Raw genomic sequence first — 15,791 nt, forward strand, 5'->3', positions numbered from 1 at the left:
TTCTTACTCTTCAGATTTATTTTTTCGTACCATATTTTTCTCTTGCTTTAGCTTTGGCATCAAAATATATTTTAGTTATTGATTGAAAAAATGCATCCTGGTCTTCTTCTGACAATGAACCACCTGCCATCATTGCTGCTGTTTTTTCTACGAGTGCTTCGGCTTCTTTCTTACCTTTATACCCAAAGTCTTCTTTAGCAGACGATATAAAATTATCTTCTGTTTTGGAAAGAGCATTTCTATTATCAGTATCCGTTATTAAATAATCTACTGATACATTAAATATTTCGGCAAGTTTTCGAATAACCTTTTTATCTTTTGGAAATAAGTTATCTGTTTCATAATTATATATTGATTTTGTAGATACTCCAATATTTGAAGCCAATTCCTTTTGTGAGTATCCTAGTTCTTTGCGCAGTTTTTTGACTTTTTCTCCAAAATTCATTGTATCATCCTCCTGTTGTAATAAGTAAGTTGTTTCTGCATATCAGAAATAAATTTCCGGTTTTTATTGACACTATTTTACTTCTTGTGTATACTGATAAGTAACTACTTACTGATTTATATGATATATCAGTAAGTAACTTCTGTCAAGGGAAGATACAGCGAAGGGAGGAAGTAAATTATGGAAATGGAAAGTGGTTTATATAAGGAAATGGATATTCATAGGACATCCTGCATTAATAACAGTAAAATCAGTCCTAATGTGTATCACAATACCAAGCTGCTGCTTACTTTGTATAATAAAGTACTATGGAGAATAAACCAATCATTAGATGTGGTTAGAGAAGATTGTTTATACTCTACACAAAAACATCTGGATGAATTGATTAACAGCTTGGTTGATGTTGATTTATATTTGTCAAAAACCAGATTTGAAAGCCGGTTACAAAGTATTGAGGAAAGCAGGAGTATTATCAATCTGGTTGACAAGGCATTAATTATGTTGAAATCACATCCTGATAATGGTGAGAGGTATTATTCTCTGCTTTATAAAGCTTATATTAGTCCATATAAATATAGTGAAGAAGAAATGCTTGAATACTTATGTGTTTCAAGATCTACATATTTTAGAGAAAAAAAAAGAGCAATCAGACTACTTGGAACTATACTGTGGGGATTTTTAATTCCTAAGTTAGCTAAAGAACTAAAGCAGGTCTATGTGCTGGAATATTGAGACTAAAATGAAACCTGGTTGCTACTGACACCATACTTTGACACTGTTATAATTGCTATACTGGAATAAAAAGGCGTTAATTTATGCTCTGAAACGTTTATAACGTGACAGGGCTATTTTTATGCCCTTTTTTAAAAAGGAAAATTATAACAATGACTCGATTAGAGGAGTCGCACAATTTTGTGCGGCTCCTTTTTTCGTTTTGGGACAAAGGGGTTGTCAATATGCTGTACGAGGTCAACCAGCACTGCCGTTCTCCATAAATTCCTCTGTTTTTCAATTCCCTAAAAATTTGAAAAACGGAGGAAATGAATAATGGAAGTAAAGATCAATTATGAAGGTAAGGAAATATGGGTTGATGAGCAGGTGAAAGAATGCTTGGACGAATTAAAAAGAGAAGAAAGCGTGCAAAGCAGGAAGAGTAGAAGGCATGAGTTGCTGTGGGATTCAATGCTGATTGATGGAATTGAAAATGACCAGGGTACATTACCGGAAATAGTGCCTATTGAAGAAGACGTGATTTGGGCTATGTATCTTCAAGCGTTGGACAAGCTTATCAATGGACTGGAATCTACGGACAAGCAAATAATTACTGACCGCTTTTTTAATAAAATGAAGTACCGTGAAATGGCTGAAAAATATGCTATGCCGGTTACATCCATTCAGTACAGAATAGAAAAATCAATCAAGGAAATGAGCCGGAAATTTAATGATGTTCTGAATAAGTTATAGGCAAAGAAAAAAAATTTAAAAGTTTTTCCGTAAAAACACTCTCTGACTGACCTAAAGGGTGAGGGGATATTTTTATTCCTTCTATGCTCTTTGAAAAACGGCAGAGAGTGTTTTTCTTTTCTGCCTATATACAATATTTCAGGTACGTTACTCTTGTGGCTGTGATTAGCGGAAAGCGACGTAAGCGAAAACGCCATGAAGGGATTTTTATAATTCCTAAGCGACTTTTTTTGGCTTTAAATTATCAGTGGTTCTGATAAATCGCCATGATCCACAAGAGGGATAATGATACTTCCGTCAAGTCCTAACTTCTCGTATGGATGACGGCTCGCTCGGTGAGGGAGAGGTTTAGATACCTATGTTGTCTGCAAACCGCAGATAGCCTGAAATATTCCCGTATTGGGGTGCGTGGCAAATACAATACCAAATAAATTAAGAAGCAATAAAGGCAGGAGCTAAGCTATACTCTTGCCTTTAATTTTTATTTTAAAAGCAGAGCCAATAACCAATGTGCTGCATTGATTATTGGTTCTGCTTTTAAGCAATATTAAGGGGGTCAGGTAATGGATAATAATATGAAGTATTGTATACAGATAGCATATCTAAATCAGCTTATCAGTAAAAAGCTCATAACAGAAGTTGAATACAAGAAAATTAAAAATTACATAAAAGAAAAATATGGAGCTAAGGCAAGTTAAACTGGAAATTGTACGTATTATATACTATAATGAACATACAGTTGAATAAGAACACGTTTGAAAGGAGTATGGGTATGGGGGATGTAAAAGTTATTCAAGCAGATAGTAATCTGTTAAATAGAAGAAGAAAAAGTGCAAATATTGCAGAACAGATACGAGTTGCTCCATATTGCAGGGTAAGTACAGATTCTGAAGAACAGCTATTGAGTTATAATTCACAGGTTATGCACTATAAACAGTTGATAGAATCAAATCCGACCTGGGAACTTGTAGAAGTGTATGCAGATGAAGGAATAAGTGGAACACAAATAACTAAACGAATTGCTTTTCAAAAAATGATTAATGATGCACTTGAAGGAAAAATAGATTTAATTATTACAAAGTCTATTTCGAGATTTGCAAGAAATACATTGGACACATTAAAGTATGTCAGGCTGTTGAAGGAACATAATGTCGCAATTCTGTTCGAAAAAGAAAACATTAATACATTAACAATGAATGGCGAGATGCTGTTGGTAATATTAAGTTCATTAGCCCAGCAGGAGAGTGAGTCAATCTCTTCTAATGTAAAAATGGGTTTAAAGATGAAAATGAAACGTGGAGAAATGATTGGATTTCAAGGCTGTTTAGGATATGATTATAATCCTATTGATAAAACACTCGTTATCAATGAAGAAGAGGCTGAAACAGTACGTTACATATTCCGTAGATATGTTGAAGGGGCTGGAGCTTTCGTTATTGCAAAAGAGTTAACTAATATGAAATGTAAAACTAAAAAGGGAAATGAACGTTGGCATGAAAGTACCGTAAGGGGAATTATTAAAAACGAAAAATACAAAGGCGATTTATTAATGGGAAAAACTTTTACTGTAGATCCTATAACTCATAGAAGATTAGAGAATATGGGTGAAGAAGAAAAGTATTATGTTAGTAATCACCATGAACCGATAATATCAGAAGAACTGTTTGAGGAAGCACAGAAAATTTTAAGAAAAAGAAGTTCATGTTTTAATAATAAAGGCAGGACTGAAAAATATAGCAGGAAACATGCTTTCAGTAGTATGATTGAATGCGGTTTTTGTGGCGGTACTGCTATTAGAAGAAAATGGCATAGTGGAACAAATCATGAAAATTATAACTGGCAATGTAGTACAAGTATTAAACATGGAAGAAAAGCCTGTGCACACAGCAAAGGTGTTAAAGAAGAATATCTGCAAGAAGCATTTGTACAGGCATTTAATAGGATTAATAAAGATAACCGGGATATGATTGAGGAATTCCTGACTAATATTGAAGAAGCTCTTGACACTAATGCTCACAAGAAAGACCTGGAAAAAATAAAGAAGGAAATATCATCAATAGAGAAGAAAGCAAAAAATCTAGTTGATTTAAGAATAAACGGAACAATTGATATAGATGATTATGAGGACAAATATCAGGAGCTATCAGAAAAGTTAACAGAATTAAAAGAAGAGAAGATGAATGTAGAAATAACTCTTGATAATGAAAAATCAATGGAAAAGAGAATAAAAGCCTTCCGTAAAGTTTTCAATACACAAACTCCCCTTGAGAGATTTGCTAGAGAAATATTTGAGAGCTTAGTTGAAAAAGTTATATTGGGTGACATTGATGAAGATGGAAATAAGAATCCCTATGTTGTGATTTTTGTTCTTAAAACCGGGATAAAACTTGATGGGAATTGTAAAGGTGATAAAAAATCGGATGAGGGGTCAACAAACGAAAAAACGTGTTCTTTATCATCAGACGACAGTAACAATTCGTATTCTTATACCACAAACCAGCCATGTGGAGTGCGTCACATTGATGTCAAGGGTTTAGAAATAAAGAACAGAAAAGCTTGTAAATAAAGGGTTTCCAGACATTTAGTTTTTCCCGAGGCCGATCTGCCGGATGTGGCAATGTCAGGAAACCCTTATTTTGGTTGCTTGAGGGAACATATCAACCGTCCAGAAAATTAATAGTTGAGTTACCAGATTAGATAACCCCCTTTTTTACAGGGGGTTGAGGGTGCAGGATGGATGTATAATTTAATCTTCTCGCTCAGCATCCGTATCAAAAATTCTATCAAGTTCCTCGTTTGATGTAATGCCACGAACTTTATTTCTAACAGCTACTTTTGCCATATCAAGTCTATAGAAATGTTCACGACCGTCTAATCCTTTCTTTTGCCGGATAAGTTGAATTCTTCCAAATTTATCCCAATGTTTCTCTGCGAATTTTGCTAGGCCAACTGCCTTGGGATAATTGTCCTTACGGCTGGGGTCGTGTGGTTCTAGAATATCAAAAATGTAACCTTGTACATCAGCTCTCACTACCACTAAATCAGGAAACATAGAAGTGATAACACCGCCGACCTCATATGGGATTTCAAGTGACCACTTTTTACGATCAAGATTACGTAACCAGCAAACGGCACCGTTTTTTAGTTCTTCTTCAATAACTCCCTTTTCCCATGGGTTTAGTGATGCTTGGAATGTTCCATCCTCAGAACAATAGAGGTGTCGATCAATTTTTATACTGTTATCTGAAACTGAAAAATCGATTGAATCTGGCAATACCCAAGGAATAGCTATTGGTTGAGCGGAAGCATTTATTAATCTTTCATAGATGTTTTTTCGAGCCTCATTTAATCTTGCAATAGAGCGTTTATTATTCTCATATAGACTAATAAATTTCTCTTCTGCAAAGGCGTTTATTCGCTCCATAGCAGCAGTATCACTTGTAAGCACAATGACTTCAATCTTTACTTCAATATGGTCTCGGGTACTGTGGCGAATCCAATACTCCTTATGTAAGCCTTCTCCCAATATCCTTCCAGCTTGTTCAAAATGTCGAGAAATGTCAAATTCGGTAACAGTCATGGTTTGTGTAGCTTCATCAAATGAATAAGCATTTTCTCCATAGTCAAATGTTAGCGTATTAAGAGCAAATCCAGTGATTGAAGCAACTCGACCATCAAAGTCACCACTTTCTTTTATGCGAGCAATTTCTTCGTCCATTTTTGATAAAACTGCATTTTTAACGGCTTTTTGTGCTTCCAAATCAATACCATCCATTGTTAATGCTCTAGAAAGCTGTATTAATAACTTAAGCGGTGCTTGCTTGCGGGATGAATCCAGGCGGTATGTAATGAGCTTATCCATTGAATCAAACACATCAGAATAAGCGAGGTTGCGCCCGAGTGTTATAAGCTCTTTATTTGTACCAGTTTCAGTGGGCATAACCGATTCACTATCATGTAGAGCATTAACAACATTTTTTACTGTATCTTTATCAAAGTATGGAAGAAACAGACTTACATTATTAAGTTCAGCATCGGAGGCAATTCTTCTTGCCAAAGGAGTGCGAATCATACGCCCCAAAAGCTGTGCTATGTAGGTATAGTCCTGCGCGCTACGAAATGACATCATTGTTTCAGCACGAGGACAGTCCCAACCTGTGGAAAGGTTCATTTTGAAGAACACAACCTTCACATTTTCTTCGTCTTCGATTCTAGAAGCTTCAATTTGATGAATTTCAACGTCACGCACTTTGATCGTACCATAATCATTAAAGGTATGTACCACTTCACCGGGCAATAACTTGCGTACCATTGCCTCTTCCAGCAAATCGATACAAATCCCTAAATCGGTACGGGTTATTTCTCGTTCATTACCATCTTCGACTTGGACGACAAGGATAGGGTTTACCATTTTCTCATTTTCACGTTCACAGTAAGCTTTCCAGTGAGCACATTTATTAAGCCAATTTTCGACTGCACCTTTGAACATTGTCATATCGGCACCAAGTTGGATATCTGGGTAATGAATAATGATTCTGTCCTTTAAAAGCCCCGATTCACGTACTTGTTCAGGTGGAACAATAACTTTTTGTACTGTCGAAGTAGTCCCAGCAATTAAGTTATCAAATCTCTGGGGTGTTGCGGTCACGCCGATAACTAAAGGCATAATACAAAGTCCGTCTTCTTCGCTACCTTTGATGAATTTTTGCATGATGGATTGTGCTTTATTTTCTGCTTGAGCAGATGTATAAGTCCCTCTATGTGCTTCATCAATGACCACATAGAACTGTTTGGGAATGCGTTTAGCTGTATTTGTGAGTGTTTCCCAAATTGTATATTGCCTTGTATCGGACTTAGTTGTTAATAACTTGTCAGAACCGAGTTTTTGTGTGTTAATAAAATAAATACGTCCACCCTCCAAATACTCGGCATCAAAGTTTGAATCTACAGTTACTAAGTCCCGTACACGAATTTTGTCTGATTTGCTTTCAATTTTTAATCGCGTTTGCTCGTTAAGTTCCGGCGAATCGGAAAGCCAAACAAACACTGAATTCGGATCGCCGATATTATCTGAACCTCCATATAGGATTTCTTCAAAAAGTGCAGTCATAATTATAGTTTTTCCAGAACCCGTAGGTGCGGAAAACGATATTACCTGAGGGTCTTTTTCGCTCCACATTAAATGAGCTTTATTAATTTTCTCATGCAATTCTGCAAGAGCCGTTTCCTGAAATGGAAATAAAGTAACTCTCATTTATGAATCCCTCCTACTTCCCAACACAAAGTTATCAATGTAATCTCGGTATAGTTGGTATGTATTTTTTATTTTTATGCCATCAGTCATTTCGCGGAAAGCTTCCTCCGAGTTTGTTACAAAATATACCACTTTAATATTATTTACTTCTGAAATCTTTTTTGCAAACTCGGCATATTTTGCTTCATCAACCAGAACTGCAAAGCCGTTTTGAGGAAGAATTAACATTAGACTGTAGAGAGTTTGCCGGACACGCAGAAAGGATCTATAATAAAAGATAAGAAAGGGCGTGTTAAGGCAATGAGTAAATTTACAGAAGAATATAAAAAAGATATAGTAAAGCTTGTTACAGAATTAGGTAAAAAGCCAGTAGATGTAGCCAAAGATATAGGAGTAAGTGCTACAGCAGTTAGAAGATGGGTCAAGCAATATAGTGAACATGGAGAAGACGCCTTTCCCGGCAAAGGAAATCTTCGGCCAGCTGATGCCGATCAAAAAGCATTAGAAAAAAAGATTAAAGACTTAGAGGTTGAAAATGCAATATTAAAAAAAGCCATGGCCATCTTCAGCAGAGACGTGAAATAAAGTATTTAATAATAAAAGAACTTAGCTCCGAATTTCCCGTCAAGAAGATGTGCCAAATCTTAGAAATAGGTAGGAGCACATACTATGAGTGGCTTAATAGGCCTATAAGTCATCGTGAATTAAACGACAGAGATCTGATTACTCACATAAAAGAAATATTTGATGAGTCAGATAGCACCTATGGTCACAGAAGAATAAAAAGACAATTAAGAAAAAAAGGCATAAAAACAAGCAACCAGCGAGTAAGACGACTTATGAAGGAATATGGGTTAATTAGTGTTCTAAGATCTAGATACAAAGCTACTACCAATTCAAATCACAACTATCCAGTAGCTCCTAACTTATTAAACAAAGATTTTAAAGCTGAAAAAATTAACCAAAAGTGGGTTGGAGATATTACCTTTATAGCAACTCAAGAAGGCTGGCTCTACTTAGCTGCAATTGAAGACCTATACCACAAAAAAATAGTTGGTTGGGCATTAGATAGCAGAATGACAAAACAGCTAACAATTAGTGCACTAGAGATGGCAATAAAAAGAGAGAAGCCTCAAAAAGGACTTATATTTCATTCAGATCGCGGCTCACAGTATGCAGCCTATGATTATCAGGACAAGCTTAGAGAAAATGGCATAAGACAAAGCATGAGTGCAAAAGGAGACTGCTATGATAATGCCTGTATGGAATCCTTTTTTGCCACATTAAAGAAAGACCTGGTTCATAGAAGGCGTTTTAAGACCCGAGAAGAAGCAAGATTAGCAATAATTAACTATATAGAGACTTGGTATAATTCAAAAAGGTCTCACAGCAGCTTAGACTACATGTCACCCATGGAATATGAAAGATATCACAGAGAGACCCAGTCACTAGTAGCTTAAAGAGCCACAGACATTGCAGGCAGTCAAGGGCCGGCTTTAGCCGGGCGAAGCTTTACCCTTTACTGCCACGAAGCCAATACCCTATTGTTAGGTGGTCTTGCAAAGCATGACCACCTGCCTACCGGCGAGGGCGGGTGTGGGCAGAGCCCACAAAATAGATAAAAAGAGAAACAGAGCATTTGTATGAAATAAAGAGAAAAGGGAACTTTATGCGTGTCCAGCTAGGCCTGAGCACTCCACATATCTGGTTCTTCATCGCTGTTTATTTCTGGCCTCCGGCCGATAGCACCGGATTTTAGCCAAAGCAATGGTAATATTTCGCGGAATTGTTGACCTAGTGATACGCTGTTTTTATCTAAAAAACCTAGTTTAAAATACTCAACATTTGCAGGAAAACCATCGCTCATGGGACGTTTAACTTGCAATGTTACATTCATTGGACCGAGCAAGTTTGATACCTGTGCTTTAATTTCCTTGAAAGTGGCAGCAGATTTTACCACTATATAAAAGTCTGTGATGTGGTCTTGATCTTCTAAAGCTTCCAGCCATTCATTAACAGCATTTACATCAAACAAGATAGTCGCCGAATGTTTATCCGAAACAATAAATTTACTATCTGCTTTGACTAATGATTGTGGTAATTGCGACTTTCCATCCTTACCGCGTAGCAAAGAAACAAGCTGCTTTTTTGCATTAGTTGTTAGTTCCGTAGGATTATCAATAAAGCCAAGCTGATAGAATGAACGCTCTACCTCTTTTGATACTGTTTGGTTTGTGTAATACTCTCCTGATAGGATAGTGCCATCATCACGTTTTCCAAGGATACTATATTTTATCCTAGGCCAAGTAACCGAGCGACATATACCATGTTTTTCCCATTCTGGGTCGCCAGGTTGATATCCTTGTTCGCGTAAAGCTTTTGATTCTGCGTCTGATACTTCGTTATTTGTTACTAAAATACAACGACGGTTACCATTATCCTCTACGTTTAGTAAATTTACCGCATGGAGCGTTGTTCCACTACCAGCAAAAAAGTCGACAATTAAAGCATTTTTCTTTCCTGATACAGCGAATAACAATGCATCATGGACAGCATAGAGTGATTTTGGGTAAGAAAAACCGCCACCAATTATGGTTTTAAGCATATCTGTACCATGGGCTTCTGCATTATATAAAGGATCAGTCCAAACCGTTTTTGGAGGTTCGCTTTCTCTACGTAAAATAATTTCTATTCGATTTCCTCTTTTTTCAATAAACATTCTATCTTTTACTGATTCTACGGTATCACGTCCATATCGCCATTTCTTTTCAATGCCATTCTTATCAATTGGCCAAACATAAATTGTACCATCTGCATTATATTCTACTTGAGCTGTAGGGTGTAACTCTTCATCGAGTAAATCACCAAAACCGATGATGTTATAGTTAGAGTCTAGAATTACTGGATAAAAACATGTTGCACCTTCGTAGCGACCTGAAGTGCTTCCCCAACGTCTTAAATTATATACATCTCCACCAGTATGTTGCTTGCGAAAAATAGTACTTTCTGATGAATATGAAAATATTGCATATTCATGAGTCACAGAAAATTTTTTGCCCTGAGTTCCGCCGGGATTATGCTGAATGGTTATGCAGGTATGAGTTAGGTTTGGAAAAATTTCGTGAAGGAGAATCCATAGATGAGCATATTCATTGTCATCTATTGTAGTAATCAAAACACCATCATCAGCAAGTATTCTTTTTGCTATCTTTAAACGTTTCTGCATCATGGATAGCCATTTACTATGACGCCAATTATCAGTGGAATCAACATAATCATTATTATATTTCCAATCCCGAGCACCGGTATTGTATGGTGGATCTATATAAATGCAGTCTACTTTCTTTGGATATAAATATTCTAATAACTGGAGAGCGTGGTAATTATCTGCTTCAATAATAGTGTGCCATAAATTACTGTCAGGTGCATTCTCTACAGCAGCAATTGGCTGAAGCATGGGGAAAATAGGTTCTCCAAATTGAGCAACTGAAACCAACTCCGAAACTGGGATATTTCTAGTATCACCTGTTGTTTTGTTGCGGCAAAGGGCAATATCCTCTTCTATTTTTAACACCGTATACAAATCGTTAATATGACCTGTTTTGAGTGCAACCGTCGAGCCACGTTTTACAGGAACATCATAAAGAGGAGTACATTCAGGAATGTGCTCTTCAAATACAAGACCAAATTTTTTATTTTTTGATAAGCGGGCAAATTCCTGTTCTAATCGATCACGCAAAGAAGTGTCAGGAATTTGACGCAGTAAATCATTGATTGCAGCCATATTTTTCATCCTCCTAATATTTAATCATTCGATTCGTATTTACTCCACGAACGACCAAATAGTTCATTACCATCTGATAATCGCAAGATTGCTGTTTCTTCTAAAATCTTGTGCGCTTTCTCAGTTGTAGAATCAGCTTTATCAAACGCAATGAAAACCTGGCGATTACTGGATTGATAACGTTCCAATATATGTTCTAAGTGTATATCCTCAATACGTTTAAGGATATTGGAGTCGTGGATAAGTGCAGGGATTGGACGTAGTTCAAGTATAGTTAAATCGTATATAACTAGGCTCTTGAAAGCGGTTCCCTCACTTGTGTTTCCGGGTGTTTCAAATATAATTTCCTTTTGAGGAGTTATCTGCAAAAGTGGGGCGATTTCCTGCTGTTCAGTTACTACGTCGTTAATCATTTTCATTCGTAGGTTAATGTTATCTTGTATTTCATGTATTATTTCGGTTTGTTGCAGCAGCAAATCTTTTAATTTCCTCTCCGCTTCAATGCGAGCTTCTTGAAGCTCTTTCTGACGAATTAAATCCGCCGTTTCTTCTTCAAGTCTATCAATTGTTTTAGACACATTAACACACTGTGATAGTATTCTCTCTGACATTTCCTTAGCTAAGCCAGTTTCTTTAATTTTTCTATTAAGGCGATTTATTTCTTTATCATATTGATCAATTATTTGCTGCAAACGCTCAATTTCCTGATTCATCTCTTCGCCTAAAATTTCTCTAATTTTCTCATGAAAATATTCAATCTTTTCAAATGCTGCTATATTAGCATTTGGGAAAAAGTGTAACAATGAATCAAATTCACTTGCGATTTCGGCCTTACTATCAGCTATATTGCTCGTAATAGCATTAAGCTGCGATTGCAAGCGATTACGTTTGCGAATAAAACTATTCAATTCTTTTTGAATTGCAGTTATTTGTTCGAATGTATGTGTATCAAACCCAAAAACTGCTAATTGCGCTTCTTCGTTGTTTTTCATTAATTTTTGAAGCCTTTTCTTTAAAGACTCGATCATTTTTTGATTGGTTTCGATTTTTTCTATATCCACTCTCTGATGTTGGCGGTATTTGAGCTGCGAAAATTTAATCCCAAGTTCTTCTTCCATGCTCTTAATCGCAGATAGAATTTCATAATGCCCAAAAAGTTTTAATAAAAAATCGACTGCCTTTTCATCTTGTTCACGAGGTTTTACAAGTAATGGATACTTTTCAAGCGTATTTTCGCGCCCATAAATGCGGAAAAAACGCTCAGTTATATCTGAAAATGTAAGAGAGGGGATACCAACTTTATATTCTTGAAATAGAAAGCTACGAAATTCATCAAGTGTCAATTTTGTAATAAAATGTCCGTCCTTATCACTTCGATATACATTTTTAGTATCTTCAGTACTTCTATAAAAATAGTACGGTTGTCCTTCAAACTCGTAAGTGAAATGGATGGTATGTGGGCCTATTTCCTTTTTTATATCATCCGACATGGAGTAGTATCTGTCACCGCCGAATGCATAATCTATAACCCACAGAAATGTTGATTTTCCTATTGCATTAGTACCGCTGGAACTGCCCAAAACCGTGTTTAATCCTTCATTAAGTTTTATCACTTGATGATTTGGAGCAAATTTATCGCATCGTATCTCTTTTAACATAGCGCAGTACCCTCTTTTCCTCAATTAGTTTAATTCTGCCTAATGCAAACAAGCAGTCTAAAGCACTTAGAAAATCAGCCATGTTTTTTTGGCGTGGCATGGTTCGTTCAAATAATTCTTTTGGGGACATATCTTGCTGTGACAATGCTTCTAAAATACCTGGAAAAAGCGCAATAATACTGTTTGAATATGATGTTACTTTATTTGGTAATCTCATCGAACACCTCACACCTTTGCACGAAGTAGGAGATTATTATCTCACAAGCCTCTCTGTATTTACGACCGGTCTTTTCAAATAATGTCTCAACAAGGAGGTTGTAAATAGCACTTTGTGAAATCTGTGATTCACTAGCATCTTCATACATCCGTTTAATACTTTTAGCAAATCTATCCACATTTAATTTATTTTCTCCGGCTAACCGATCTAATGTATCATTTACTCCTTCATAAAACCGTCTAACATCAAAAAGCACTCTTTCTTTCAGGCGTTTTTCAGTAATTTTATTTTCAACCTTAATAGGTTCCATTTTGAGTTGTGTATCGGCTGTAACATCCATTAGATCAACTTCTCGAAGTACTTGTTCAATTTGCTTTTCTATTTCATGTCTTGATGTAGCATCTCTTGCCTTAACAAGTATTTCTAAGTCATGCTTGTCGGATAATAAAGCCAATTTATCTTCTTCAGATAAATTTCGAATTTCGCGTTCACAGTCAACACATAGAATAATATCGTCAGTTTCTGAAAGGCGAACGATCTTAGCGTAGTTAATATCGTTGCCTTCTTTTTTTATACCAAGAATTCTACCGCACTTTTGGCATCTGCCGCCCGTTTCAGCTAGTAGCACCAAAGCTCGAGCATCGATCGCAACTTCATTAGCGGCTTCCATAGAAAAATTATTGTAAGTTGTAATAAATTTAATGCTTTTCTTTTGAGTTTCAAAGGATTGTATGTACTCATCGGTTATCTCTCTTACACTATTTTCACAATTCCTGTTTTCGACATTAAGTACTGTATAAAGAAATATTCCGGCAAGAAAGTCTTCCAGAACAAATGAATTACAGCTAACAATATCCTCCTTTGTCATGTTATTTACTTTCTCAACAATTGTTTCAGGTTCGATTGTGTCATCAGAAGCAATGATGTCCTTCAATGCAAGAACTATTAGGCTATTTTTATTACTATCCAACATGGGGAGGACTTTCTCCTTAAAGAAAACCGAAATATCACGAGCATCTACATCCGGAGCAGCATCGGTTACAACAGGTGAAAGATTTTTTTTACCTAATATCAAATCTGAAACGGTGCCATCATCGCTGCGAATATCATAAGTAGGCGCAATAGAAAGCAGCATGGTACCGCACAATTGCTTTTGTGTTACTCTTTTTGCCATGCAAATCTTTAAAATTGTTGCAAAAGTGCCAAAACATAGCTTCTTCATGTATTGCGCCCTCCTGTTATTTTGTTTTATTGGTTGGAATATCGTCGTCAACATAGTCGACAATATCGCCTATGTTGACATCAAGAGCTTTACAGATTCTTCCTAACACATCCATGCTTACCGGCAAATCTTTACTCAACTTCGCTATTGTTGTCGATGTTAAATTCGTCATCGCCATCAGATCTTTTTTCATCATCTTTTTATCAATTAATAGTTTCCAAAGTTTATTATAACTAAATGCCATTTTAATCGCCTCCAAGCACTATTGGATGGTATTCCCAACAGGTTATTTATTATTATAGCAATTAACTATACAAATTACAATTAGTTATTTATATATACAAACTTCGGCTTTACAAACGCTTATGTTAGTTTTGTTCCAAAAATAAATGGAGATTTGCGGAGTTTCAGCGGAGTAACAGCGGAGTCATAGCCGAGGACTTCAGGTGCTCGAATTAATAAAATTTAGATAGACGGCGGAACAAAGCTGTAATTTAAGAAAAAGGAGGGTAACTCATGAAAGATATTCGCGATTTCAATGGTCGCTTAGTCTGTAAAGCTGACGCAGCCACAGGTCTTGTAGAAGTTGCATATAAACGATGTAAAACCAGTACACAGATACCTATCGGAGGAAGATTGAAGATTGAACGTGATGGGGTTGTCACAATAATCAAACGAATAAATGATGCTGCTTTTCATGTAGAAAGCTATGTCTGCGCAGCATAAGACGTTAATCAACTAAATAGAAAATCCGCGGAGCTGCATGACGGCCAGGATTAATTCTCATACCAGAGAATTATCCCGGCCGTCATTTTTTGTTCTACGGATTTTCGGCTCCTGCGGATTTCAAAAATCTGAAATTCAAGGAGCTGAGAAAAATGAAAATCAAATATCACTTCAACACTGAAACCATTGAAATTGAAGTATCTGAAGAGTGGGGAGAAATTCTGGTCGAACTTGACCGTCAGGAATACAACATTAACCATAAAGAGACTCGCCGACATACATCACTTGATGCAATGAAATATGAGGGAGAGATTTTCGCAAGCAATACCGACATTGCCGCAGAGTACATAAGAACTCAAGAAAATGAGACATTGCTAAAAGCCATCGATAGTCTTCTCCCACAGCAAAAAGAACTGGTACGAAGGGTGTACTTCAATAATGAATCCCTTGCTTCAATAGCACGAGAAGAAGGGGTCAGTAAGATGGCTATTACAAACCGCATGAAAAAGATCCATGAAAAACTAAAAAAAATTTTGAGTTAGGGGATTTACTTTTACTGTTTTCGTGGCCTAACAGTGAGGGCCAAAACATCAGTCCTAAGAAAGATGAGGTGAAAAGAGCATATGAAACACAAACTCAAAATCAATATCTCGGATAATGACAGAGATTTAGGTATTGTGAAATGTCGCAATGTCACTCTACGAGAAAGGTTTTTGCAATATCTGCTGGGGAGAAAACAGAGAGTAACGATTATTGTTCCTGGTAACAGTGTAAAGTCTGTCGATATCCGCGAAGTTTCGGAGGTAGATGATCTTGATGCATTCTAAACGCGAAGAAATTATTCCAATGCCCATAAAGGGCAGACCATATAAGCATCAGATTCGTGCTTTCAATTTCATCTGCAGTCTATTTGGGCTTTTGAAGGGTGGTGGTGTTTCTGCCATTTCCGGATGGGGTGCAGCGCTCCTGATGGAAATGGGCTGAAAAGCACCGGGAAAACTCTTGTCTCAATCGCCATTAT

General features: G+C 36.5%; 15 protein-coding genes. 8 read left to right on the plus strand and 7 right to left on the minus strand.

The window, feature by feature from the left end:
- Positions 1 to 16: 16 nt before the first annotated feature.
- Positions 17 to 445, minus strand: coding sequence for a helix-turn-helix domain-containing protein (locus tag K364_RS0103275; RefSeq protein ID WP_028306823.1), 429 nt, complete (start codon positions 443 to 445; stop codon positions 17 to 19).
- A gap of 180 nt (positions 446 to 625) precedes the next feature.
- Between K364_RS0103275 and K364_RS0103280 the strand changes: the two genes are divergently transcribed.
- The 4 genes from K364_RS0103280 (at position 626) to K364_RS22745 (ending at position 4,475) form a co-directional block, all read left to right on the plus strand.
- The gene (locus K364_RS0103280; protein ID WP_028306824.1) at positions 626 to 1,177 is read left to right on the plus strand and encodes an ArpU family phage packaging/lysis transcriptional regulator; all 552 of its coding nucleotides are present in this window, start codon (positions 626 to 628) and stop codon (positions 1,175 to 1,177) included.
- 315 nt (positions 1,178 to 1,492) lie between these two features.
- Entirely contained in the window at positions 1,493 to 1,909 is a 417-nt protein-coding gene (locus tag K364_RS0103290) for a sigma-70 RNA polymerase sigma factor region 4 domain-containing protein (RefSeq protein ID WP_028306826.1), read from the plus strand.
- Positions 1,910 to 2,472: 563 nt separating this feature from the next.
- Complete coding sequence (locus K364_RS27500) at positions 2,473 to 2,607, plus strand: SHOCT domain-containing protein (protein WP_277995535.1); 135 nt, start codon at positions 2,473 to 2,475, stop codon at positions 2,605 to 2,607.
- Positions 2,608 to 2,681: 74 nt separating this feature from the next.
- Positions 2,682 to 4,475 (plus strand): recombinase family protein, encoded by a 1,794-nt coding sequence (locus K364_RS22745; protein WP_035267768.1) that lies wholly within the window; start codon positions 2,682 to 2,684, stop codon positions 4,473 to 4,475.
- 180 nt (positions 4,476 to 4,655) lie between these two features.
- Here K364_RS22745 and K364_RS0103305 read toward each other — a convergent pair whose 3' ends face one another.
- Entirely contained in the window at positions 4,656 to 7,163 is a 2,508-nt protein-coding gene (locus K364_RS0103305) for a DEAD/DEAH box helicase (RefSeq protein ID WP_004103232.1), read from the minus strand.
- A 300-nt stretch (positions 7,164 to 7,463) separates the two neighbouring features.
- Here K364_RS0103305 and K364_RS0103320 point away from each other — a divergent pair.
- Positions 7,464 to 8,623, plus strand: a protein-coding gene (locus tag K364_RS0103320; RefSeq protein ID WP_156946389.1) for an IS3 family transposase whose coding sequence is annotated in 2 segments (ribosomal slippage) — positions 7,464 to 7,704 and positions 7,704 to 8,623 — 1,161 coding nt in all. Because the reading frame shifts where the segments join, the coding sequence is not laid out codon by codon here.
- Between the two features lie 221 nt (positions 8,624 to 8,844).
- On the opposite strand, the gene K364_RS22750 is transcribed toward K364_RS0103320, so the two are convergent.
- From K364_RS22750 to K364_RS0103350, 5 genes are read right to left on the minus strand one after another with little or no spacing between them, the layout of a single operon-like run.
- A complete protein-coding gene (locus K364_RS22750; protein ID WP_207640823.1) occupies positions 8,845 to 10,947 on the minus strand; it encodes a site-specific DNA-methyltransferase in 2,103 nt (700 codons plus the stop codon).
- 20 nt (positions 10,948 to 10,967) lie between these two features.
- Positions 10,968 to 12,605, minus strand: a complete 1,638-nt coding sequence (locus K364_RS0103335; protein WP_028306830.1) for a DUF2326 domain-containing protein — start codon at positions 12,603 to 12,605, stop codon at positions 10,968 to 10,970.
- The gene (locus K364_RS0103340) at positions 12,580 to 12,822 is read right to left on the minus strand and encodes an ABC-three component system middle component 7 (protein WP_014451309.1); all 243 of its coding nucleotides are present in this window, start codon (positions 12,820 to 12,822) and stop codon (positions 12,580 to 12,582) included. The genes K364_RS0103335 and K364_RS0103340 overlap by 26 nt, the downstream gene beginning before the upstream one ends.
- Positions 12,806 to 14,044: an ABC-three component system protein gene (locus K364_RS0103345; protein ID WP_028306831.1), complete on the minus strand. Its 1,239-nt coding sequence runs from the start codon at positions 14,042 to 14,044 to the stop codon at positions 12,806 to 12,808. Before K364_RS0103345 ends, K364_RS0103340 begins: the two co-directional genes overlap by 17 nt.
- Positions 14,045 to 14,060: 16 nt before the next feature.
- On the minus strand, positions 14,061 to 14,288 hold the full coding sequence (locus K364_RS0103350) for a helix-turn-helix domain-containing protein (RefSeq protein WP_028306832.1): 228 nt from the start codon (positions 14,286 to 14,288) through the stop codon (positions 14,061 to 14,063).
- Between the two features lie 272 nt (positions 14,289 to 14,560).
- Between K364_RS0103350 and K364_RS0103355 the strand changes: the two genes are divergently transcribed.
- From K364_RS0103355 to K364_RS26560, 3 genes are all read left to right on the plus strand, one after another.
- Complete coding sequence (locus K364_RS0103355; RefSeq protein ID WP_028306833.1) at positions 14,561 to 14,770, plus strand: hypothetical protein; 210 nt, start codon at positions 14,561 to 14,563, stop codon at positions 14,768 to 14,770.
- Between the two features lie 152 nt (positions 14,771 to 14,922).
- A complete protein-coding gene (locus K364_RS0103360) occupies positions 14,923 to 15,312 on the plus strand; it encodes an RNA polymerase sigma factor (RefSeq protein ID WP_028306834.1) in 390 nt (129 codons plus the stop codon).
- 271 nt (positions 15,313 to 15,583) lie between these two features.
- Positions 15,584 to 15,754 (plus strand): hypothetical protein, encoded by a 171-nt coding sequence (locus K364_RS26560; protein ID WP_156946390.1) that lies wholly within the window; start codon positions 15,584 to 15,586, stop codon positions 15,752 to 15,754.
- The last annotated feature ends 37 nt before the right edge of the window (positions 15,755 to 15,791 follow it).

Source organism: Desulfitibacter alkalitolerans DSM 16504 (assembly GCF_000620305.1).
Classification (GTDB): domain Bacteria; phylum Bacillota; class DSM-16504; order Desulfitibacterales; family Desulfitibacteraceae; genus Desulfitibacter; species Desulfitibacter alkalitolerans.